Below are 21,281 nucleotides of genomic sequence, written 5' to 3' on the forward strand. Positions count from 1 at the left end.
TACGATCAAAGACAAGTTGCCCTCACCCATTATTTAGAAATAGCCCGCGAACACTTCTACCTTTAGTCATTGAAAACTCAGTCATTGGTTAAAATTACTCCCGCAAAGCTCCCTGTCATGACTTGTTTCTCATTTTGATTTGTACATAGGAAACTTGCCATAATAGCTGTACGATTATTCTCTTGTTTTTCATATTTTTCAATGGTGACTTCACAAACGATCGTATCACCAGTAAAAACTGGTCGCAAAAACTCAAAATTCATTGTCCGAGCTAGCACGTTTGCGTCACCACCAACTTTTGTTGGTAAAGTACCAGTCAATAATCCTTGGACGACAAATCTTCCCTGTTCATCTGGGGATACGTGATGAATTCCCTCATCGCCTGAAACCTTTGTAAATAATTCAACATCCTCAACTGTGAAAGTCCGTTCAAATATTATTTTATCGCCTACCTTTAAAGACAATTATCTTCCCCTCCCTAATTAAAACGAGACATTTTTATTTGCAGATTATAAACTTTATACACATAAGATCTCTAATCTAATCTATCCTCTATAATGAGCTATCACTTTTACAATAAATGTAATAAAAATCGAGTATAAACCATTCTTTCTATTATTAGAATAGTCTAGTAGTTAGGAAGCAAGAGAGCCTTTTCCTTGCTTCCTTTGTTTCAGTATTTCTAAGTTATATCCACAAAATAACCATATAAAAATACGGTTACAACCTGAAGAAATTCACTAAATCGAACTTCAATGGGTGTTGCAATAACCATCCCACTTGTAAAATTAATAACTCCTCCAGCAGAACCTTCAATATCTGTTTTTACTGAATCAGCTTGGAAAATAAATTCACCTAGAGGTTGTGATTGAATAATTGAGATTAATACACGTCTATCAGCAGGGAGACTAGACCCAAAATTATAAGCAATATCTGTTAATATAAAAACTTGATTTTCAGGAATTTCAAATACTTCTTGAGTTCGATCAGGTAATACCCTTGCAAAATTTTCGATCCTATCAGGCAGTACCCCTGAGCCCCGACCAACTGCCGTTACTAAATTACCAGGTGGTACCCCTAAATGTGTACAATTTTGATGGCAAATGATTCCCAATTAACTCATCCTTCCTTTTTTAATAGTATGGTATGGAAAATAAATGAAGGATGCTTGTGTGAAGGTCACATATTTGTTTGATTTTGTTTCAAAGTACTTGCTCTTGAATTAATCTTATCTTCAAGGAAAAGGGTCCTTTCTTTTCAAGATAAGCACCCGTAAGTTTAAGCTATAAATGAAATAATTCCTATAACTGTGAAGACTGTTAAATGAATAATACGGACTCCTTCTCCTTTTGCTGTATTAAGCTTTTTTCTAACATCTTTCCAGCCAAAATAATACGCTAACACGATAAGAAATAAAATCTCTTAAGGTTTACTTGCTGGAAAATAGTATGTTAAATAAAATCCAATAATGATCAATGGTGTCATGATAAAGTATTACAGCTTGTTACTCAATTTAGTCCCTTTTTCTTAGCTAATATCGTATCGAAAAAATTCTTTGATTTTGTAAAGCAAATCCGTTCTTTACAACTAGAATTTATTCACGCTCTATATGTAATAAGTCTCTTTGATGTTCGTTTTGAATCGAGTAGCCGGTTTGAATAATATTATCTTTATTACGAACAAAATATTTGTACTGCACATCTGGTTCATTTTCAAATATGACACCTATGGAATATGGATTCATACTTTCATAACCGTCCTCACGATGTGGCACCGTCCAAATCTCCCAGGTCTCTTCTGGGTATTGTTGTTCTAATTGCAATTGTAAAAAGCCTACTTTTTTTTCAAGTTGTAAATCAATCCAATATGGACGTATCACGTAAAAGCTAATAAATGAAATGACATAAACAATAGCTAATCTCTGAATAACCATTCTCCATTTTCCTTTGAAAACGAACGAAATCAATAAAAAAACGAGTAATATTCCGCTAGCTATCATCAATTCTATTAGTTCAATAGGGTGCAATGAATTCCCCCCTTTTTAGATGATATTCGTCAGATCAAATTTACAATAAAGCCGCACTTCTAATTTGCAATAAGGCCGTACTTCAAAACATTAAAACTATTATTCTGAAAAAATCCACGTATTGTAGTATATCAATATTGGCAACTTAGTCCTTATCATCATCAAAAACTTGATCTATCCTTCACTTAAAAAGTGATAGTACTCCAACTAGTACTTCCTGAAGGTGCTGATGCTGAATTCATGAATATTTTAAATGATGTTATTAAAGAATAAGACAAAGCATTAAACGATTATTGAATATATAATGGATAAGAAAATGCTCCTGTTCGCTTTATAAAATTCTACTGATTTTTAAACTTGCTTTGAACTTTAACAAGTACGTACTTTTTACTCCACATTTGTGTAGTAACAACTAATCGTTCTCCATCTTTTTCAAAAAATAGTCCAGCACCATCTTTTCCTTTAAATTCCCAACCCTTTGTGCCAATCATTTGTTTAATGTTTTCATCTGCTATTGAAATGCCCCCATTTTGAGTTCTTGTGATATACCAAATCGTATCATCTTCTACTGAAATTTCTACTAACTGGCTATCTGTTTCTTCCAGCTTTTCAATTACTTCTTTTGCTGTTAAATTTTCTATTGGAAGTGGCGGATGGTATGATTGTATTACAAAAATGAATAAAGCAAAAATAACAATTACAATAACTATTGAAATGAACCCAACCTTTTTCAATTAACTGCCCCCTCTGTTTCAAATCTAGATATTATAGCACGATCCATACAATACAAAAAATGCTCCGTCACTTCACTAAGAAATACCATTCTCCTTATTGAACAATCGCCCCTGTTCCTTTAAGTGCATGCTTCACAATCTTTAATATATAAAAACGAAATACACACAACTATAAAACCATAATTCTGTAATTAGAATTTAGATGCCAAAATGAATTATATATTTTTTCGTCTCTTTTGCTTGAATAACCAGTTCGATTAAAGTGTTATATTCTTGCTTATTTTGAGAAGACAAAATACTTATAAGTGCTTCCATTGATTTAGGCGGTATAAGGGTTATACCACAATAGGCAAGTCCTTTTCCTTCTACTCGGAGGTTATGCCAATAGCAATCTATTCCTTGCAAATCCATCATGACTGGTTCTATGAAGTCGTCATCAACCATAATGCAATTGTATTTTTGTGGTTCATATGTATCGTAACTTTCATTAGACAAGGGTTCATTTTGCATTATGCCAAACTCATGCTTTGCCAATATCGCTACACCTCCATTTTGGAAATTATAAATAAATTCATTTTACTGTATGAATTCTACTTGAACAAACTTGCTTTGTTAGTGAAAAAGCGACTGCTCCTCTTGAACAATCGCACCCGTTAGTGAAATAAGAAACTTACTTTATTATCCATTTATTTGAATTTCTTACAGTTATCAATATACAATGCAACATAACCGCAATTCGGACAAACTGACGCTTTTGGTTTTTCAGACATCTTGTTGAACAGTCCTTTACGCTTTTAAAATATTTTTATTCCATACATAACGCCTTCAACATTAACGCCACAATCTTTAACCATTTCATTCTGACATTGGTTGCATTTCAACTTTAAAACCACCTTTAAGATTTTTAATACATTTATATTGAGATATTGACTACATTATTAATTTCCCCTTTTTTATAAACTACTTATCTCCAAGATTGCCATGGAAGTAAAACAGCGAATGCATATTTTGTAATCGCACCCGTTACTTTAAGTTTTCAAAGCCTTATTTCACCCCTACTTTGACAAATTTGTACTCATATTTTTTCATTACAGCTACCTCCCATTATATGTATAATTCTACTAATGTGCATTAATTCTCTAATCTTGTTTATACTTTATATTCCGGGAAATTAATGCAAGTAATTATATTTTCAGTAAAATGCAAATTCCTCTATGACTTCTTATTGAAGAAACCTGCTCCGTTACTTCAATAAGAAAAATATTGTGTTATCATAATTCCGTTCTATAATTTCTACCCATAAAAGAAAATGAAGTGAAGATTTCAATTCAAAAGTGTTAGCACGCTGAAAAAGTGCATGATGCTACCGGCAATGACGAAAAGGTGCCAAACAGCATGGTGATACTTGAATCCTCGCCAAATATAGAAAACAGCCCCAAATGTATATAACAATCCACCGATAATTAAATACGTTACCCCACTAAGCTGCATGGCTTCTGTTAATGGCTCCCAAGCAAAAACAATTAACCAGCCCATTAACACGTATAACACTGTTTCTTCCCCTAGCTGAATTTATTTTACCAAACCAGATAAATTATTTGGTACGAAGTTGGTAATTAAATAAAGATGAATTGTTCAATCATTTATTAGTGCACAATAGGCTCTTGTTCAACTCCTGACCGTAGATTGCAAGTGAAACAATAGTGGTCGTCTATTGATCATTAAGCAACATAGCTTTCACTCTTTGTTTCTGCAAACGTCGTAAAAAGATGATAGTATTGATTATATCTATTCATTTACTCCAAAGGAAGGTTTATCCAAATGATATATTTAAAAAGCTTTAAACTTTCTTCCCATACCGTCAACAATCCAAATGCATATCCATACAATGTGTTCAGAAATATAGCAGGAGAAGTGTTTGTCTTTACTACCATTACAGTTTTGTATGGTAACAATGGTTCTGGCAAATCTACGCTGTTGAATTTAATGGCAAACAAACTGGATATTACAGGGGCTGAAGGATTTACTAATCAACGTGAAAACAATTACCCATTAGACTACATGATGGCCTGTTCCTATAGCCTTGGTGAAAATAAGAGTGATGGTGAGTCAGATCAAATACCACATAATAGTGTATACATCAAAAGTGAAGATATTTTATATGAGATCAAGAAGATTCAACAAGAAGCAATTCTTAAGGAGGGCTACTTGTATCAACAATCAAAATTAGGATATACGAAGGAGCAACTGGAAAAGTTGAACCATTCTTCGCAAATGCACAAACAAATTGAAATTATGAAGTTTGCAAATGAGAAGTATTCGAACGGAGAGACATCTATCCAGATATTTGATGAGTATCTTGTCCCAAATGGATTATATCTGCTCGATGAACCTGAAACATCTCTTTCACCTGCAAACCAAATTCAGTTGGCGACAGAAATCAATAAACTGGCAAGATTTTTTAACTGCCAGTTTATTATCGCGACACATTCGCCATTTATGCTAGGAACACTAGACGCTAATATTTATAATCTTGATGCTCCTCTTTTGAGAACATATAAATGGACTGAGCTTGAAAATGTAAAATTTTTCTACGACTTTTTCAAAGAACGTAAGAATGAATTTGAATAATATCTTTTTTATCCATATTAAAACAGGTAGAGTATAAAAGGGGGCGTTACCAAATCAAGCTAGAATAACATGTTAACAAGTCAGACCTATTGCGAAAGTCAGTTGTTTGTTGCTATAGTAATATAGGTAAAATTTAAGAATATATGTATTTGGAGGCTAACAATGAGGAAACTACTTATAATTTTATTAACATTATTTATTTTGGCTTTGACTGCTTGTGGTCAAAAAGAACAAAGAACAATTGAACTCCAGCCCTACACATTAGCTGAGTTATCAAAAATTGATCTAACTAAGATCAGTAAAATTACAATAAATAGTAATGAAACTGGAGAAAAGAAAACTATAACTGACAAGACAGTTATAAAAACTTGGGTAGAGAATATGAATGTTGCCTATTTTATACCAGATGTAGTTCAAGAAAAAAATACAACTGATTGGACTTACGATTTAACGCTTTATGAAGGAAATAAAAAAGTCTTTCATTTTTTACCGAACTACATCGATGATATTTACTTTAAGCCAGATGAAAAAGTAATGAAAAGTATTGAGGATTTATATAATTCATAGTGCTTTGCTAGCCATGCACTCAACACATTATAAAAACGCTTATTTTCCAAGTTTTTAACTTAGGAATAGGTGTTTTTTTCGCTTTCCCCCATCCTTCACTTCATAGTCGTTGCAATTTTTCATTCCGCTATAAATATACTTGTTCAGGAAGGAATCGACCCTTTAATGGGACAATTGCTTTGAATATTTTTTTTGCAGCCATAAAAATAAATTCGTAAGAAATCGTGAAATCAAAAATGCAGTAACATAGACAATTAACAGATGAAAATAGTTTGCCTTTCCGTACAATTTCAAAACACCTATGGCTTCCATACTGGGCTTAAATATGAATGCAAAAAAGCAAGCAGTTAGAAAAGAATAAAGATAATAATTTTTATTGTGGTTTAACGTCCATTGGTACACCATCATAAAAATTACAGGTACGATACTTGAATCCAATACCAAGCCTGGTAATCCAGGGATTAATGGAAAAGGGAAGTTCCAAAAACCCATATTCCTGCCATACATATCTAAATATCCAATCGTCATATGGATGCTATATCCATAAAATCCAATTAAAAAAATCTTTTCTTTATCAATTTTGATGAGAACAAACGCTAAAGATGCTATAAATAATAAAACCATTAACCAAAATTCAAATGCAGTATAGATTGACCATTCAAGCCAATACTCAGTTAACGCTCGATAACCATCTCTAATGGTCTTGACAATTTTATCAAATTGTTCTACACGATTATGTTCCAACGCAATCATCCTTAAATATTTCTTAAGGCTTGTTAATGAATAGGATAGTTATGTAGGGGGTATTCATTGATTCAGCCTTTATAGAAATATTTTGCGTTTTTATGGAAAATATATGTATCCTTGTAATATGAACACCTTTTCAAATATAAAAAATTATTTCTCCTTTTCATCCCCTAGCTGCTATTTATTCGTCCGAAAGATCCTGTTTAATATCAACCACTTGGTTATAATTCTGTTCCATGATTATTACTCTTAATATGTAAAATAATTAATTCAAAAGTGTTAGCACACTGAAAAAGTGCATGATGCTACCGGCAATGACGAAAAGGTGCCATACAGCATGGTGATACTTGAATCCTCGCCAAATATAGAAAACAGCCCCAAATGTATATAACAATCCACCGATAATTAAATACGTTACCCCACTAGGCTGCATGGCTTCTGTTAATGGCTCCCAAGCAAAAACAATTAACCAGCCCATTAACACGTATAACACAGTTGATGTGAACAAAAATTTCTTAACATAAAAGGATTTAAAGACCGTTCCACCAATTGCAATGCCCCAGACGATTCCGAAAATAGTCCATCCAACCCATCCTTTTACGGCAACAAACATGAAAGGTGTGTAAGTGCCGGCGATGAAAAAATAGATCGAACAATGGTCAAAGATTTCAAATAGGTTTTTAATTCTGCTGCCTTCAGGAAAAGCGTGCAATAGTGTCGATGATGTATACATGAGAAGCATAGTCGCTCCAAATATTGTGAAGCTAACGATATGCCAAGCGCTTCCGTACAAAGAAGAAAATACAATTAATATTACTAGTGCTGCAATGCTAAGAAGAACCCCAATTCCATGAGTAATAGAATTTGCAATTTCTTCGCCTTTGTTAAAAATGTGTGTGTTAGCCATTAAATCTCGCTCCTATTGGATTCTATTGAGAGAACATATCATGTAATATACTGGTACTAAGCCCGTTTTCCACCATGGACATAATGGCATAGTCATCCCATGTTGTAAAGTGAACTTGAGGTGAAATATGGTGCTTCTCAAAAATTTCAGAGATTTCTGCTTTCGCACCCTTTTCCAATAGCATAAACGGATTGTTCAATAATTCTTTGATTGGAAACTTATCACAATGCTCAAGCGGATGATCTTTATCAGCATTCATGAAAGCATAACAGGACTTGAAAATTCCGTGTGCCAGTTAAATTTAAAACCAGAACTAAACCTGGTACACCTATATTTTATAACATATTTTTACCCCCACTTATTTACTAATAACAAAATTAGAAATTTTTACTTCTTCCCATTCGACTCCATGGGGAGAAATATTAGAATATAAAGTTATTAACTCATTTTCTTCTATAACAGCTTTTAACAGCGGGAAATTCATTTCTTGTGGTTGTAAGTATTCATCATACAATTGTTGATAGTGTTTATCGCCACTTTCCTTTGCAGCTTTAATATATCCAACTGTATCCGGGTCTTTATCATAATTTTTATGTATCAACTTATATGAAAAAGTAGCTTCAACCTTTCCATTCACAACTTCTTCCGTATAATCTGATAATTGAAAATCTAATAACTCATAGTATGGAGAAAAAACATTTTTACATTCTTCTTCCATATATGCGCTTATTTTTTCATAGTTCACATCATCAGTTGATCCTTTGGTATCAACGGCAATTTCATTATCATTGATTATATTATTAGCTTCTTTTTGCGCTGTGGTAGTTGCATCATTGCATGCAGTGACCACAAATACTACAAGCATTGTTATTAAGATTAATAGAATTTTTTTCATGTTATTTGCCACCCTATTTATAATAAGATTCCTAAAATATAGAACAAAGGATATCATTACCCCGATACTAGTTTTGCTAGTAACTTGTCGAATTTCTTTGAGCTGATTATTTCGTGTGTAATGAATTCACCGTTATATCACCCCCGCCATAATTATACAATCATCATGTCAGAATCCCTTTAGAAATCTTTACTTTTTCCTCCACTGACCTGCTCGTTAGAATAAAAGCGACTGAGGTATGTCCTCAGCAATCATTTCCCTTATAATCATTCCTTTTCCTCCTATTACCTTGACATTTTCATGGACTACATTGTAATACTAACTTACCCTGTTCGTACTAGCTCGCTATTTTAAAACAATCGTATGTATTTTTTCATCTTGGCATATTTGCTTTAACATTTGTTTTGCTCTATAAATACGGGTTTTTACAGTTGATAATTTTATATTTAGTACGCTCGATTTCTTTTAACGACCGATTTTTAAAGTAATATAGAGTGATTACATCTTCATATTTTTTGTATTATCATAACATACAACCTTATTGCAATGAATTCTGCGGATACGATCAATACAATGATTTTTTGCCACTCTTTAAATCCAAGTGTTTAAAGAACAGTCCACATCCGAAATACAAATTATAATTCTTAAAGTACCCGGTCGTTGAACAAAAACAGCGTTACTTCATATTGAGTAACGCTGTTTTAATATAAACCATTAATTCATAATCTATTTGTCAATTTTCAGATAGTGGGTTGCTGATGGAAGAAATCGAAATTTAGTTTCGTTAATTTTTGCACTAACGTCATTTGTATTTAATGAATCTATTAGTTTGTCTAAGTGTGGGTAAATTTCATCTTTAAAACCAACTAAAGGGTATATCAATATTAATCCGCCCTTTTTTGTAATCCTCACCATTTCATTAATTGCATCTAAATGAAATTTAAAATCAAATTGCTCTTGATATAAGAATAAAAAGTGATTACAAAAAACTAATGAAAACGTATTATTATCAAAGGGTAAATTAGGCAATGTTGCTGGGATATATTTTTCTTTATGTTTGTCTTTTCTATAATTATCAATAAATTGATTTAAAGAACGATTTCTAATTTCATCATGATGTTTTAGGCTTTTATAATTGTTCCATATAAAAAGATTTTCATTTTGGGATAACTTTTGAGAAGCTATATTAATTTCCTTTTTTCCAAGATCATAAATTTCTTCGCTTGTAAGTTTGTATAAAGGATCAACCGCAATAGCTTCATATTCCATTTGATTTAGTTCAGCAATAAATGAAGATGCTCCAGATGCAATATCAAGAATTTTACCTTTACTAAACAAATCCTCTTTAAACATAAACATTTCTTTATACTCTTGGTAAGAGCGACATGTCATCGCAACTCCCGATTGAGTATACAACTCAGTTTTACTCATTCCTCAACTCTCCATTTCTCAACTAAACTAATCTCAACTAATATGTTATTATAGGAAAAAACTGTATATTATTCAAGTTCTTTTTTGCTAACTTGCTTCGTTAGCAATAACGATTTTCATACTTTAATTAAATGTCAATCGCTCTTTCACTATAGGTGGTAAACTCGTAGCCCAAGAAGTAAAAAAACAAGTTAAAGGAACGAATTGAAGCATTAAAAGAGAAAGACATAATTACTTTTCTAATGATAGAACATATCTTACATCGGTTAGCGGTTCATTATTAATTTCGAATGTATATTCATCATGATTGCAAGTAAAACCATTCTTCTTATAAAAGTTGATTGCATTATCGTTTTCCTTTAATACCCATAAATAGCAATTGCGGAATCCTTTCGTTTTCATATCACGTAAGGCAGTATGTAATAATTGCTGCCCGTACCCTCTTCTGCAAAAATCAGGGTGTACATATATAGAAATAATTTCACCCCATTCCGAAAATTTTTCATCTCTCGCTTTCCCAAACGCAATACAACCTACCGGTAATTCATCTTCATAAATAAGCTGTGCGGTTACAATGTTATTGCTAATCCAATTATCAAAAGCATTTACCCAAAAGTCATCTTTAAGCTCATCTAAATATTGTTGTGGCACTATTCCTTTATAAGCTGTCTTCCAACTTAAAGCGTGGATTTTGCTAATTGATTCTGAATCTTTAGTAGTCGCCTTTTTAATTTTTACACTCATTTTATACACCATCTCTCAAAATCTTTGAAAATATTTTTCTCTGTTGTGGCTCATCGGTAGCATTTGTTTTTTTATTTTTCAATAAAAACTGTGTTCTATAGTGATAATCTGTAGTATCTGTTCTTTATGTTCTCTTCATTGTGATCACCTGAAAACATACATATTAGTCTTTTTCAGTAATTATTTCTCCTGTGATTGCATCAATATAGCGAAACGATTTTCCTGTATGGCGATCACATGCTTGGTACGCAAGGATGTTGTTATTTTCTTCATAGTTTTTGTCCCAGATCAATTTAAAATCTAGATGCTTGCTGAAAATGTCATAAGCCTCTTTTTTCGAGATGGCTGCTTCAGACGGAATATGCTGCAGTTGTTCTAGGTCAGAGCTCGGTCCACTATAATAATCTATTTGGCCTGTTTGCCGATTAACAGAAACTACTACTATTTCTGAAAAAATAGGGATGCCATGTCCGTTATGTACGTGGAAATTGAATGCTATCCTAGTGTCATTTTGTTCATCCCCGTTATCATGGACAATCAATTGCAAATATTGATAATAATCGGGAATAATCATTTGAAGAAAGGCAATTGCTATTTGATAACATTCTTTCTGGCTAAGGGAAAGATCACCAGTTCGGTCTTTAATCCACATAAACCTTGTTATTTTCCCTGTTTTTTTCGAAATGAAAGCTTTTACGGTATCTTCATTATGTTTTTTAAATAAGCGATCCATCGATAAATCCTTTACGTCTTCATCGAGCGTCCAACCTTGGTCACGCCAAACTATCCCAGTTTCTTCGCCCCAATCGACTTCACGAATAACCTCCATCTCCTCAGAAATACCAATGATCTCTTCTGATGATAAATCATTCTGTACTATTGTTTCAGGTAGCGGGGGCAATGTAACGAACTCTTCCTTCTCCTTTTCATCTTCTTCATGGATGATCGTTAACGTCGGCACTAAAACGCCTGCCTTATATTTCATGAAAAATGGTTCAATCTTATATACGAGACGGAGTCCATCCTCGGTTACATTATGAATTACAGAATCTAATCTTGTGATTATAAGCTGAAAATCGAGGCGATTTTTGACGTGTTCGCTTAGTTTTTCTTTCGCTATTAATTTTTTTGGAACTTCTGGCTCTGGTTGCAGACCATTATACTTAAATTCAACAATCTCCCCGCGAGCGTCAACATCAACAAAACAACCTGCATCATCTAATGGTAGGTTCATCACTAATTGTTCATAGTAAAAGCGATAGGTCTTTGTTAATTTTTTCGTTTGGTAAAGGGTTAAATGCTGTAATGCATGAGGGTAATGGTCAAGCAAAAATTGTTCTGCCCGTTGTCTTAATTCAGTTTCATCTAGAGAAGCGCTATACGCATTTTCTTTTTTCATTTCAATGGATAATCGAGTCAAATTCCCATCAAGGTCAAGTGTGAGCGAAATCCCTTCGTCATGTTGGTCATCTGTCCATGTAAACATCGCTTCCCCTTCACCATTCTCCCCTTCAAAATATTCTTCTAGGACCGGCTGAAAATGATCAGGAATTTGAACTAATGATTGTGCTCGCTCCTTTAATTGTTCTTTTAACAAGGAATCCACCTCCGCGTGGTTTTACTATATTTTAAGAGCTTCTCTACTTTATCAATCTTTTATTCTCTTTTTCAGTATTCGTGAAACCATACGGTTATTTTTGCAAAACTCCGATAGAAAATTGAACGAAGTAATGAATTGGCGCTGACATTTGCGTTTACGCGTATCACGTCACTTTAGTAATATGTGGGTATGTGATTCAATCGTTATCTAAATCTCTATCGAGAAAAGTTTTGATATTTGCATTAATTCCATAATTTTTTTCAATCAATTGTCCAACTACAGATTTGTTAATACCATTCTTCACAGCTGCTACTATTACAATATAAAGAATAAACAGGCCTACACCCCAAAGAATAATATTAAAAAAAAGGATAAAACCTGGCACCCCAATATTTGAAACCATCTTTTCACCCCCTATAACAATAAAAAAATTTTTAAGTCTTTCTTAATCGTTAGTACTTCTTGACCGTTCACCTCCACAAAAAACTTCGGTAGAAGGCTGAACACTTTTTTCGTGATGAGCGCAACTTCATCTTTCGTTTTATTCATAATCGAGAACGTTTTTGGGATTTTCATAAAACTGCCTTCAACGTAATAAACATCATTCTCTTGCTGATCCTTTACCGTAAATTTGCCACTCAGGCTGAACACCTTCTGCTTTATATAAAGTTTCTTCACGCTGTTCCCCCTCGTTTAGGGATATTGTAATCCCTACCAATGTCCCCCAATGTACAAAGCAACCGATCAATTATTTCCGCATAATTTTCTCCATCGCTTTTCCCTTTGCTAGCTCATCGATTAGTTTATCTAAATAGCGAATTTCCTGCATTGTAGGTTCTTCGATATCTTCCACGCGGACACCGCAGATTATACCTTTGATCAAAGATCGTGATGGATTTAATTGCGGAGCTTCCGCAAAGAAGGTTTCAAAGTCTGTTTTTTTTTCCAATTGAGCATCTAATTCTTCTTGGCTATACCCTGTTAACCAACGGATGATTTCATCGACTTCTGATTTTGAACGCCCTTTTTTCTCTGCTTTCGTAATATAATGGGGATAGACTTTGGCGACACTCATTGTATAAATTTTATGCTTGGTCATGATACAAGCTCCCTTCTAAGTGTTTTTTACTATAGCAAGTAAAATTGAGGAATGAAATTGTACGATTCATCAAAAGGGTCTAATAATTGTCCCTATTAAATTTAAAATTCCCCCAATTACAACAAAAATAATTGCAGCTTTGATCTTTTTTCTCAATTCATCTCTTAATTCGATTGAAAGTGTATCTCCAATATTGAGATTTTTAAAACCTTTCCAAAACCGATAAAACTGGAAAGTAGCAAAAAGATAAAGAACTATTGCTAGTATTAACAAAAGCTTAAACCATTCCAAATAGATCATCACCCTATACTCAATTTGCAAGTCCATTTCCCATCATTCTCCGTACCAATTAGTTACTCTTTCGTTTGTTATTATTTTTTCATCTTTATAAAAATTAATAACAATAAACCTATGATTACACTGCTATTAATTTGATCTGCGAGAGTTGGCTCAACTTCTTGTATGTAAACTAGACCTACTGTATAAGTAATCAATCCTAGTAAAAGATAGACAATCCATTTATCATCATTCATTTTAGGTCTCCTTTTTTACGAAAATTTACGATAATACTATTGTTACTGAACTTCTTTAAATCCAACGGGAGAACCGTTATTTTTCATTTTCACAATTTTGATTGGACGTTCTGAGTTTGACTCAGATGTTTCGACTATTCTATAGTAGATATCGAAATCGTTACTCACAGATATTACCTCAATTTCTTGCCCAGTATCCCCGATAATAATTGCATATGCCTCATTTCCTATTTCAGCCATACCTGTACTTTGGCCAGGTGGTACATTATGCAAATTCATCGTCACTTCGTCTGGAGCATCTTGAAATGCTACTTCCTCATAAGAAACGTCTTGATTACAGCTAGAAAGGTAAAAACCTGTTGCAACTATTATTAAAATTTGCAACTGAACTTTGTTTTTGATTAACGTTCTTTTAAAAATTAATCTAGTCAATCCCATCGCATCCTTTTTCATATATTGGAGTATCTGTGGAAAACTTGTAAATTCCATTCATTTATTTGCCTGAATTTTTATGTTTATAAGTAAAGCTGGCCTGTTGATTTACGTCCCTATCACATAAGTTGCACCGTTCGCTCGCCAAGCATCCTCACTGATCACGTTCTCTGTAGTATGATCACTATTTTCCTTTCCACAACCATACGCTTCACCAAATGGAATACATAGAAAGCAACTATTTCTATTTAGTGGACAAAAAATCCGTTATTTTAACTATTTCTGGTGTTATGTGAATTTTAACGGACATCAAAACCTTTATTTGAAACGAATGAAGGGAAATATCGAGAAAATATATGAAATAACGGATCTGATGTCCGGATAGACATAGAAATCTTGAATTTTGCAAAAATAACGTACCTGGTGTCCGCACAATTAGCCTGCTTCGATATTCCGTCACGTAAGTGGTATTGATTAGAGATACTATAATGGAAATTCTATAGAGTATTTGAAGTGCATTGTGTTTACTCTCACTTTGTCGAATCTCTATTTTTCAATCCTTTTTTCTCTACAAAATTCCAAGAATAATAAACTATCCAAAAAATGATAGGAATTAATAACACATAATGGCTCTGATCAGCTGGAAGATAAAAAATTAAAAATACACCAATGATCGTCATCAGCGGCATATAAACTAAATAATATTTCTTTTTATCCAAAAAAACATCCCCCTCTATATCAAGCACTTTAAATTATTTTACCATAAAAAACCAGTATGTAAGCTAAACTAGTCGTTAGCGATATTACAATAACAACATTATTTCCTTTATGCTACTGGATATGAACATTGAAGTATCTTGATTCATAAAAAAGAAACCCTTATTTATTTAAAATAATTAAGGGTTCCAATTATCATTTCTTTTATCTCACTGTTTTGAGAGCAGTTGACCAAGAAATTAGTTGACCTAACATTTCGTTTACTGTACTTTCATGCATTTCGGCTGGTTTGAATGTTTGCCCATTTTCAAAATCCGTAAATAAACTTAAAGCTGGATGTGTACGAACATCTGCAACTGCTAATTCGCCTAGTATCCCACGAAGATGCTCTGCTGCACGTGCACCTCCTACTGACCCATAACTTACTATACCAGCTGCTTTATTATTCCAAGCTTCACGTGCAAAATCTAGAGCGTTTTTCAATGCACCAGTAATACTGTGGTTGTATTCTTGAACTATAAATATAAAACCATCTAAGTTAGCAAGTTTTTCGTTCCATTTAGCAATTCCTGGCTCTGATCCGTCTGTTGTACCTAAGAATGGCAGGTTAAAATCTTTAATATCAACTATTTCGTAATTTGCATCACCGCGTTTGTCCGCTTGTGATTTTATCCATTCTCCAACTTGTGGACTAAGACGTCCTTCACGTGTACTCCCTAAAATAATTCCGATGTTTAAGTTTGCCATCTGTTCTTCCTCCTTGTTAGTTGAGCTGCTAAATAACTTTGATAATAAGCCCATACTTTACCACCTAACTCTTACAGTTTAATTACAAAGGTAATTGTTGCTAAAAATAATATTTCCATAAGTGCCAATCCATATTCAAACAATAGGAGATAATAATATCTTCCTTATTGCTAAATCCTAACACTATTCGTAATTCCCCATTTAACTATTTTTAAGAAAAAAATATTGCGGGTTATAAAATATTACAAATTAAATAATAGAATAAAGATAATGATATTCATGGCAGAAATTAAGTTTTTGGACAACTGCCCTATCATAGCAATTGGAGTGAGTTCTAACAAAAAAAGCCATTTCTTGATTTTTATCAAAAAATGGCAAAAATATTTCTTACTACTGCTTTCCTATCTATTTTTGTTTTTTTCTTTAAAGAATTTCCTGGCGTTTTTCATGCCACCCACTTCATGAAACATATCATTAATCTTTTCTTTTTCTATCATTTTAGAATTTAATCCATCATATTTCATTTCTCGTTGAAGCTTTTTGTAGTTTTCTAACCTTTCCGCGGACAAAACGCCATCATGAATGGCTTTTTTGACTGCACACTTAGGTTCGCTATTATGGGTGCAGTCGTTAAATCTGCATTTAGAGGCGAGTTCGTCAATATCAGCAAAGGATTTTGCTAGATCAGCACTTATTATACCAAGCTCTCTCATTCCTGGTGTGTCTATCACAACTCCTCCATCTGATACCAAAATTAGCTCACGTCTTGTAGTAGTATGCCTCCCTTTATCATCACTTCTTATTCCACTTGTTTCTAATACACTTTCACCAAGTAGACGATTGATTAAGGTTGACTTCCCAACGCCAGAAGAGCCGATAAATGCGACTGTCTTACCACTGGAAAGAAATTTTTTCACAGATTGATAACCATTATCAGAAATAGTTGATGTTACAAGGACATCTACACCAATTGCGATGGTGGATATTTCATTGAGTCTTCCTTCTATCTCATTACACAAATCTGATTTTGTAAGGACAATAACCGGAGTAGCGCCACTATCCCATGCTACAGAAAGGTACCTCTCTAGTCTTCGAAGATTAAAATCATTGTTTAGCGACATACATATAAAAACGATATCAATATTACTAGCGACAACTTGGATATCATTTGTAGTACCAGCCACTTTTCGGGCAAACACACTTTTCCTATTTAGTACATGGTGAATAATTACGTTTCCTTGTGAGTTATCAGAACGGTCAACCATGACAAAATCTCCAACAGCCGGATATTCGGAAAGATCGCGTATGCTATGACGTAATTTTCCAGATATTTCAGCTGTAAACTCACCTTTTTCTGTAATGATTTTATATAAATTTTTTGATTGTGATGATATACGACCAATAAATAAATCTTTATATAATTTAGACTCTTGTATAAATGTTTCAGTAAGTCCTAGATTTTCCATATTAATAATACTCAACTTCATTTCCTCCTAAAGTTTTGGATTATAACCTTTGGGAGGTTTTATGCATGGATTTATTTAGCACAATCCTCCCCATTTGTTACAATCTCAACAATTTGCATGTTTAACATACAACAACATCTCCTTTCTTCTATTGAATAGTCATATTATATAATAATCAAAAAAGAAAATGAACATCATTACTGATCACTTGGTGAATTGATTATAGTTATAAAGCTTGCAATATTCTAATAGAGCTTGTAGGAGAGCATCAATATCACTGTTAGTATTCAAGTAGGAAAAGCTGATGCGGAGTGCACTATCGGCTAACTCGCGGCTTATTCCAAGTGATTCGAGCACTGCGGGACCGCGAGAATGATTTGATTTACATGCGGCGGCGCTAGAAATATATATTTTTTTCGAATCAAGATACTGTACCACTTGTTTATTATCTACACTAGGGAGTGAAAAATTGACAATGTGAGGTGCTCCCTGTTTTCTTGAATGGATAACAGCTTTTGGAAAGTGCTCTTCGATCATTTCTATCAAATAATCACGAAGTTTTGCCATATGGCCAATATTCGCTTCCATATTAGAAAAAGTGATCCGTACTGCTTCAGCAAACCCAGGTATCAGGGGTGTATTTTCGGTTCCTGAGCGTAAGCCTCGTTCTTGTCCACCCCCAAGATTTAGAGAAAACATTGGAGTACCATTTCTCACATAAAGCGCACCGATCCCTTTTGGACCGTGGATTTTGTGCGCACTTATGCTGATAAGATCAGCACCCAGGCTTGAAGCGGTAAAATTCATTTTCCCATATGCTTGAACAGCATCACAATGCAAAAGCGCAGAAGATTGCTTTTCTAAAATAATTTGTTTAATTTTATGTACGGGGAAAAAAGAGCCAATTTCATTGTTAACAAGCATGACACTTACAAGTACTGTGTTTTCAGTAATTGCCAGCTTTAACTCATTCATATCAAGCTTGCCATTTGGTGCTGAAATATACGATACGTTCCAACCTTGTCTTTTTAGATCACGAATCGTTTTCGTTACAGCTGCGTGTTCAGCTGTCGTTGTTACAATGTGTTTTCCATGCTTAGCATTTGCCAGACAAGCTCCTCTAATCGCTAGATTGTCGGACTCCGTGCCGCCAGATGTGAAATATATTTCATCACAACTGACTTCAAGTGAATCCGCAATAATATGCCGGGCTTTTTCGAGTTCTTGCTTACTTTCTTTTCCTAGACGATGTATGGATGAGGGGTTACCGTACACTTCTGTAAGCATCTTCACAACCTTTTCTGTTACTTCTGGATATGGTTTTGTAGTGGCGCAATTATCTAAATATATTTCTGGCATTCGATTCCCGCCTTTTTCTATATTTCTCCAATAAGCTATTGGATAGCAATAATCAATTTATACACTTCATTATAAAATATTAACTCTATACGTTGCCGATATAATTATCACGTTACAGTATGAAAATTCTAAAATATGAAATGGTTTTAATAAAATATGATGTAGCTACTTTCTTCTTAACATTTTCTTAATATTTTCCAGACATTTTTTTGACATCATTCATGTATGCTTGGTTTTGTTGGTTTTTCCTACCAATTTAATTTATTACCAGGGGGATTAGAAATGAAAAAACTAGTATTGAATTTAAGGAAAATTCATCGGATATTAACAGTTCCTATTGTTGTCTTAATGATCTTGAAGTTTGTATTAAATAATTCAGACTATGGATTGATAGTCACAAGAATTGTATCGATGGGTATGATATTTATGGCTGTTACAGGGCTGTTAATGTATGTCTATACTTATAAAATGAAGAAGAAAAACAGAGTTATAAACAATTAAATATAAAATTTGTTTATTAATTAGGACCATGAATAAAGGTGAACAACCTAATATTAGAAATATCGATCCATATTACCACCTTGTTATAGTTGTTGTTCACATTTGGTACAGGAAGGAATATGTGTTAACTACAATAAGGAAATAACAATACTAAAAAGCCCAACTTCTTTCGTAAAATAGGGAAATTGGGCTTTTGCTTCTGTCGCATATAACATCCAGGAATTATTTATCATAGTAAATATTGTAGTATTTCTTCTTTACTATTCCATTTTATGGTTATTTCAACGACGAGATCCTCGAAAATTACTTAGGATTAACGGTGATCCTATAGATTATTACACTTGCGAGAATGCTCGTGACTTAAGTAGTAAGGGGTTCAATCGGTTAACCTGACACTTTGATATTTCACACTTGAACCTTCCAAAATAGTGGATATGCTTTCAACCGTTATCCAATCATCCATATTATCCTGCCGTACAATAGTAAACGGTTTGATTTTTTTTACATTATCAATTTCTATCAGACAAAGATACCTTTTGCCGGCCCAACGCTTTACTTGAGAATCCGTCAAGTTAAGCTTATCTAGGTGCTCAGAAACCATTTTTTTCGATTCTTCCTCTGTCATTTTTTCAGAGTTAAATACATCTTTTACGACACCTTTTGCTTTAATTAATCCCTCGCCGTTGTTTTCAATAAAATAAAGAGTCTCACCCTTCAGGACTCTACCATAAGGTAATTTTCTACCTGCTGCTCCTCTGATTATCATTGTTTTTGCCCCGCTAAGTATTTTTTCCAGAACCTTTGCCTTAGTATCACAATAAACTAGATGCTCCATTTACTTCACCACATCCTTTATTAAAAAATTGGATTTATATGGCACTTCAATACTAATTTTACCATTTGTCAAACAGCCTAATGGTTGAAAAATTGGAACTATTGTAACACTTTATTCTGGAAAAAATGAGCTCTCCGCAATACACTATCAAGAACAATCATGGCTTAAGTCTTAAGACCACTCAAATCTTATGATGCCTTAGGTGGTTGATCATTGCAGGTATTACTAAATATAACGCATAAGCAAATGACATCCACGCAGTAAACGCAATAATTTGTGTTTCATCTAATTTTGGGAAAATCACATTGTGGTTTGATAAAGAAAATGTGTCTAATGATAGCCCAATTATCGTACCAATTATTCCAAACTTTAATGGTGCATTCTTTGATTTATCAAATAATAGATAAATATAAGTCACCGCCCATAATAATAGCCCTGTCCCAATTACTAATAATAAAATGCTTGTTATATAGTTTTCTGTACCTGGACCAAAGAGAACACGTTCTCCAAAAAGTACAAAAAACATTGTAGCAAAAAACCATACTAGTATACCGCATAGTACAGTTATTGAATATCCTTTCATTATTTATCCCCCTCGTTAAGTAAGCGAGTAAGACTATTAAATAGTCGTTCAATCTCTGCGTATGTTTTTTCTACTGGAAAATCTTTTTTTAATAACGCTTGTAATGCTAACCCGTCAATCATTGCATTTATGAGAATTCCCCACGTTTCAATTGAAACACCATCAATAGGTGATTGTGACCATAAATTCATTAAGTTTTGGGTTAATGCATTGTTTTCAGAACGTGTAATCTCTTCTAATTGCCGTCTTATTTTTTCATTTGTAAAACTCGATACAAGTAATGTGAAAAATAATTTATGAAAGAAAGAGTCATAAGAACAGCGGCTTTTTGCTGATTTTATTGCTTGACTGATAATATATGGATTACTTTGGTGTGAAATCTCTGACCATGAACTATCACAAATATCTTGAACAATATGTAATAACAACTGCTCCTTTGTTTTAAAATGATAATAGATGGTTCCCTGTGTTACTCCAGCCAATTCTGCAACTGATCGTAAAGTAAACTTGTCTATCCCGTTATGAACTAAACACTCCTTTGCACTTTTAATTAAATCTCCTTTACTAATAACATTTGGCTTTGCCAATTCATCACCGCCTTATTAGTTATTCAACTAACTAACTTTTTAACATAAATTTTACCACCTAATTTTGGTAATTACAATTTTTTCTTTTAAAATTATTAGTCATTAGTACAAAATTTCAACAAAATAGCGTTAACCCACTA

Annotated in this window: 26 protein-coding genes and 4 pseudogenes; 3 read left to right on the forward strand and 27 right to left on the reverse strand. The window is 33.4% G+C overall.

Features of this window, described 5'->3' with window-relative positions; all coding sequences use genetic code 11:
• Positions 1-77: 77 nt before the first annotated feature.
• The 6 genes and pseudogenes from D612_RS0103050 to trhA (D612_RS0103085) all read right to left on the reverse strand — a co-directional run.
• Complete coding sequence (locus D612_RS0103050; protein ID WP_017754012.1) at positions 78-464, reverse strand: FAS1-like dehydratase domain-containing protein; 387 nt, start codon at positions 462-464, stop codon at positions 78-80.
• Positions 465-682: 218 nt separating this feature from the next.
• The gene (locus D612_RS0103055) at positions 683-1,114 is read right to left on the reverse strand and encodes a hypothetical protein (protein ID WP_017754013.1); all 432 of its coding nucleotides are present in this window, start codon (positions 1,112-1,114) and stop codon (positions 683-685) included.
• A 480-nt stretch (positions 1,115-1,594) separates the two neighbouring features.
• Positions 1,595-2,026 carry a hypothetical protein gene (locus tag D612_RS0103065; RefSeq protein WP_017754015.1) on the reverse strand — a complete coding sequence of 144 codons (432 nt, stop codon included), beginning with the start codon at positions 2,024-2,026 and terminating at the stop codon, positions 1,595-1,597.
• Between the two features lie 341 nt (positions 2,027-2,367).
• Positions 2,368-2,760, reverse strand: a complete 393-nt coding sequence (locus D612_RS0103070) for a hypothetical protein (protein ID WP_017754016.1) — start codon at positions 2,758-2,760, stop codon at positions 2,368-2,370.
• A gap of 198 nt (positions 2,761-2,958) precedes the next feature.
• Positions 2,959-3,294, reverse strand: coding sequence for a hypothetical protein (locus tag D612_RS0103075; RefSeq protein WP_017754017.1), 336 nt, complete (start codon positions 3,292-3,294; stop codon positions 2,959-2,961).
• A 789-nt stretch (positions 3,295-4,083) separates the two neighbouring features.
• Positions 4,084-4,314 (reverse strand): annotated as a pseudogene (gene trhA, locus D612_RS0103085) (PAQR family membrane homeostasis protein TrhA); the annotation flags it as partial.
• 267 nt (positions 4,315-4,581) lie between these two features.
• Here trhA (D612_RS0103085) and D612_RS0103090 point away from each other — a divergent pair.
• Both D612_RS0103090 and D612_RS0103095 read left to right on the forward strand, forming a co-directional pair.
• The gene (locus tag D612_RS0103090; protein ID WP_017754019.1) at positions 4,582-5,391 is read left to right on the forward strand and encodes an AAA family ATPase; all 810 of its coding nucleotides are present in this window, start codon (positions 4,582-4,584) and stop codon (positions 5,389-5,391) included.
• A gap of 162 nt (positions 5,392-5,553) precedes the next feature.
• Positions 5,554-5,958, forward strand: a complete 405-nt coding sequence (locus D612_RS0103095; RefSeq protein WP_017754020.1) for a hypothetical protein — start codon at positions 5,554-5,556, stop codon at positions 5,956-5,958.
• 162 nt (positions 5,959-6,120) lie between these two features.
• Here D612_RS0103095 and D612_RS0103100 read toward each other — a convergent pair whose 3' ends face one another.
• The 18 genes and pseudogenes from D612_RS0103100 to D612_RS0103180 all read right to left on the reverse strand — a co-directional run bounded on the left by D612_RS0103100 (position 6,121) and on the right by D612_RS0103180 (position 18,635).
• The gene (locus D612_RS0103100) at positions 6,121-6,702 is read right to left on the reverse strand and encodes a hypothetical protein (RefSeq protein WP_017754021.1); all 582 of its coding nucleotides are present in this window, start codon (positions 6,700-6,702) and stop codon (positions 6,121-6,123) included.
• 268 nt (positions 6,703-6,970) lie between these two features.
• Entirely contained in the window at positions 6,971-7,612 is a 642-nt protein-coding gene (gene trhA, locus D612_RS0103105; protein WP_017754022.1) for a PAQR family membrane homeostasis protein TrhA, read from the reverse strand.
• Between the two features lie 34 nt (positions 7,613-7,646).
• Positions 7,647-7,859 (reverse strand): annotated as a pseudogene (locus D612_RS0103110) (LysR family transcriptional regulator substrate-binding protein); the annotation flags it as partial.
• A 111-nt stretch (positions 7,860-7,970) separates the two neighbouring features.
• Complete coding sequence (locus D612_RS0103115; protein ID WP_017754024.1) at positions 7,971-8,507, reverse strand: hypothetical protein; 537 nt, start codon at positions 8,505-8,507, stop codon at positions 7,971-7,973.
• A 56-nt stretch (positions 8,508-8,563) separates the two neighbouring features.
• A pseudogene (locus D612_RS20085) lies at positions 8,564-8,644 on the reverse strand (YoaP domain-containing protein); the annotation flags it as partial.
• A gap of 589 nt (positions 8,645-9,233) precedes the next feature.
• Complete coding sequence (locus D612_RS0103120) at positions 9,234-9,938, reverse strand: methyltransferase domain-containing protein (RefSeq protein WP_017754025.1); 705 nt, start codon at positions 9,936-9,938, stop codon at positions 9,234-9,236.
• 231 nt (positions 9,939-10,169) lie between these two features.
• Complete coding sequence (locus D612_RS0103125) at positions 10,170-10,682, reverse strand: GNAT family N-acetyltransferase (protein WP_017754026.1); 513 nt, start codon at positions 10,680-10,682, stop codon at positions 10,170-10,172.
• Positions 10,683-10,845: 163 nt separating this feature from the next.
• Positions 10,846-12,288 (reverse strand): YcdB/YcdC domain-containing protein, encoded by a 1,443-nt coding sequence (locus D612_RS0103130; protein WP_407637442.1) that lies wholly within the window; start codon positions 12,286-12,288, stop codon positions 10,846-10,848.
• Between the two features lie 190 nt (positions 12,289-12,478).
• Positions 12,479-12,685 (reverse strand): hypothetical protein, encoded by a 207-nt coding sequence (locus tag D612_RS0103135; RefSeq protein WP_017754028.1) that lies wholly within the window; start codon positions 12,683-12,685, stop codon positions 12,479-12,481.
• Between the two features lie 23 nt (positions 12,686-12,708).
• A pseudogene (locus D612_RS17750) lies at positions 12,709-12,960 on the reverse strand (LURP-one-related/scramblase family protein); the annotation flags it as partial.
• Positions 12,961-13,030: 70 nt separating this feature from the next.
• Positions 13,031-13,381, reverse strand: a complete 351-nt coding sequence (locus D612_RS0103145; protein ID WP_017754030.1) for a DUF2200 domain-containing protein — start codon at positions 13,379-13,381, stop codon at positions 13,031-13,033.
• A gap of 69 nt (positions 13,382-13,450) precedes the next feature.
• The gene (locus D612_RS0103150; protein ID WP_017754031.1) at positions 13,451-13,708 is read right to left on the reverse strand and encodes a hypothetical protein; all 258 of its coding nucleotides are present in this window, start codon (positions 13,706-13,708) and stop codon (positions 13,451-13,453) included.
• Positions 13,709-13,752: 44 nt separating this feature from the next.
• The gene (locus D612_RS19680; protein WP_017754032.1) at positions 13,753-13,914 is read right to left on the reverse strand and encodes a hypothetical protein; all 162 of its coding nucleotides are present in this window, start codon (positions 13,912-13,914) and stop codon (positions 13,753-13,755) included.
• A 42-nt stretch (positions 13,915-13,956) separates the two neighbouring features.
• Positions 13,957-14,346 (reverse strand): hypothetical protein, encoded by a 390-nt coding sequence (locus D612_RS0103160; RefSeq protein WP_017754033.1) that lies wholly within the window; start codon positions 14,344-14,346, stop codon positions 13,957-13,959.
• 530 nt (positions 14,347-14,876) lie between these two features.
• The gene (locus D612_RS0103165; protein WP_017754034.1) at positions 14,877-15,065 is read right to left on the reverse strand and encodes a hypothetical protein; all 189 of its coding nucleotides are present in this window, start codon (positions 15,063-15,065) and stop codon (positions 14,877-14,879) included.
• Positions 15,066-15,267: 202 nt separating this feature from the next.
• Positions 15,268-15,864 (reverse strand): NADPH-dependent FMN reductase, encoded by a 597-nt coding sequence (locus tag D612_RS0103170; protein ID WP_017754035.1) that lies wholly within the window; start codon positions 15,862-15,864, stop codon positions 15,268-15,270.
• Positions 15,865-16,211: 347 nt separating this feature from the next.
• On the reverse strand, positions 16,212-17,291 hold the full coding sequence (gene rsgA, locus D612_RS0103175) for a ribosome small subunit-dependent GTPase A (RefSeq protein WP_017754036.1): 1,080 nt from the start codon (positions 17,289-17,291) through the stop codon (positions 16,212-16,214).
• 189 nt (positions 17,292-17,480) lie between these two features.
• A complete protein-coding gene (locus D612_RS0103180) occupies positions 17,481-18,635 on the reverse strand; it encodes a cysteine desulfurase family protein (RefSeq protein WP_017754037.1) in 1,155 nt (384 codons plus the stop codon).
• A gap of 282 nt (positions 18,636-18,917) precedes the next feature.
• On the opposite strand from D612_RS0103180, the gene D612_RS0103185 reads away from it, so the two are divergent.
• A complete protein-coding gene (locus D612_RS0103185; RefSeq protein WP_017754038.1) occupies positions 18,918-19,136 on the forward strand; it encodes a hypothetical protein in 219 nt (72 codons plus the stop codon).
• A gap of 376 nt (positions 19,137-19,512) precedes the next feature.
• On the opposite strand, the gene D612_RS0103190 is transcribed toward D612_RS0103185, so the two are convergent.
• The 3 genes from D612_RS0103190 to D612_RS0103200 form a co-directional block, all read right to left on the reverse strand.
• Positions 19,513-19,902, reverse strand: coding sequence for a hypothetical protein (locus D612_RS0103190; RefSeq protein WP_233274975.1), 390 nt, complete (start codon positions 19,900-19,902; stop codon positions 19,513-19,515).
• Between the two features lie 250 nt (positions 19,903-20,152).
• Positions 20,153-20,554: a DUF5367 family protein gene (locus tag D612_RS0103195; RefSeq protein WP_017754040.1), complete on the reverse strand. Its 402-nt coding sequence runs from the start codon at positions 20,552-20,554 to the stop codon at positions 20,153-20,155.
• Positions 20,554-21,141, reverse strand: coding sequence for a TetR/AcrR family transcriptional regulator (locus D612_RS0103200; RefSeq protein WP_017754041.1), 588 nt, complete (start codon positions 21,139-21,141; stop codon positions 20,554-20,556). Before D612_RS0103200 ends, D612_RS0103195 begins: the two co-directional genes overlap by 1 nt.
• Positions 21,142-21,281: the final 140 nt, after the last annotated feature.

This window comes from Calidifontibacillus oryziterrae (assembly GCF_000331575.1).
In the GTDB taxonomy this organism is placed as follows: domain Bacteria; phylum Bacillota; class Bacilli; order Bacillales; family Bacillaceae_J; genus Calidifontibacillus_A; species Calidifontibacillus_A oryziterrae.

Excerpts from the sequence above, each read along its gene's own strand:
- D612_RS0103090 (WP_017754019.1), top strand. The coding sequence starts at position 4,582 with ATGATATATTTAAAAAGCTTTAAACTTTCTTCCCATACCGTCAACAAT.
- D612_RS0103095 (WP_017754020.1), top strand. The coding sequence starts at position 5,554 with ATGAGGAAACTACTTATAATTTTATTAACATTATTTATTTTGGCTTTG.
- trhA (WP_017754022.1), bottom strand. The coding sequence starts at position 7,612 with ATGGCTAACACACACATTTTTAACAAAGGCGAAGAAATTGCAAATTCT.
- D612_RS0103115 (WP_017754024.1), bottom strand. The coding sequence starts at position 8,507 with ATGAAAAAAATTCTATTAATCTTAATAACAATGCTTGTAGTATTTGTG.
- D612_RS0103120 (WP_017754025.1), bottom strand. The coding sequence starts at position 9,938 with ATGAGTAAAACTGAGTTGTATACTCAATCGGGAGTTGCGATGACATGT.
- D612_RS0103125 (WP_017754026.1), bottom strand. The coding sequence starts at position 10,682 with ATGAGTGTAAAAATTAAAAAGGCGACTACTAAAGATTCAGAATCAATT.
- D612_RS0103135 (WP_017754028.1), bottom strand. The coding sequence starts at position 12,685 with ATGGTTTCAAATATTGGGGTGCCAGGTTTTATCCTTTTTTTTAATATT.
- D612_RS0103145 (WP_017754030.1), bottom strand. The coding sequence starts at position 13,381 with ATGACCAAGCATAAAATTTATACAATGAGTGTCGCCAAAGTCTATCCC.
- D612_RS0103150 (WP_017754031.1), bottom strand. The coding sequence starts at position 13,708 with ATGGACTTGCAAATTGAGTATAGGGTGATGATCTATTTGGAATGGTTT.
- D612_RS19680 (WP_017754032.1), bottom strand. The coding sequence starts at position 13,914 with ATGAATGATGATAAATGGATTGTCTATCTTTTACTAGGATTGATTACT.
- D612_RS0103170 (WP_017754035.1), bottom strand. The coding sequence starts at position 15,864 with ATGGGCTTATTATCAAAGTTATTTAGCAGCTCAACTAACAAGGAGGAA.
- D612_RS0103180 (WP_017754037.1), bottom strand. The coding sequence starts at position 18,635 with ATGCCAGAAATATATTTAGATAATTGCGCCACTACAAAACCATATCCA.
- D612_RS0103185 (WP_017754038.1), top strand. The coding sequence starts at position 18,918 with ATGAAAAAACTAGTATTGAATTTAAGGAAAATTCATCGGATATTAACA.
- D612_RS0103190 (WP_233274975.1), bottom strand. The coding sequence starts at position 19,902 with ATGATAATCAGAGGAGCAGCAGGTAGAAAATTACCTTATGGTAGAGTC.
- D612_RS0103195 (WP_017754040.1), bottom strand. The coding sequence starts at position 20,554 with ATGAAAGGATATTCAATAACTGTACTATGCGGTATACTAGTATGGTTT.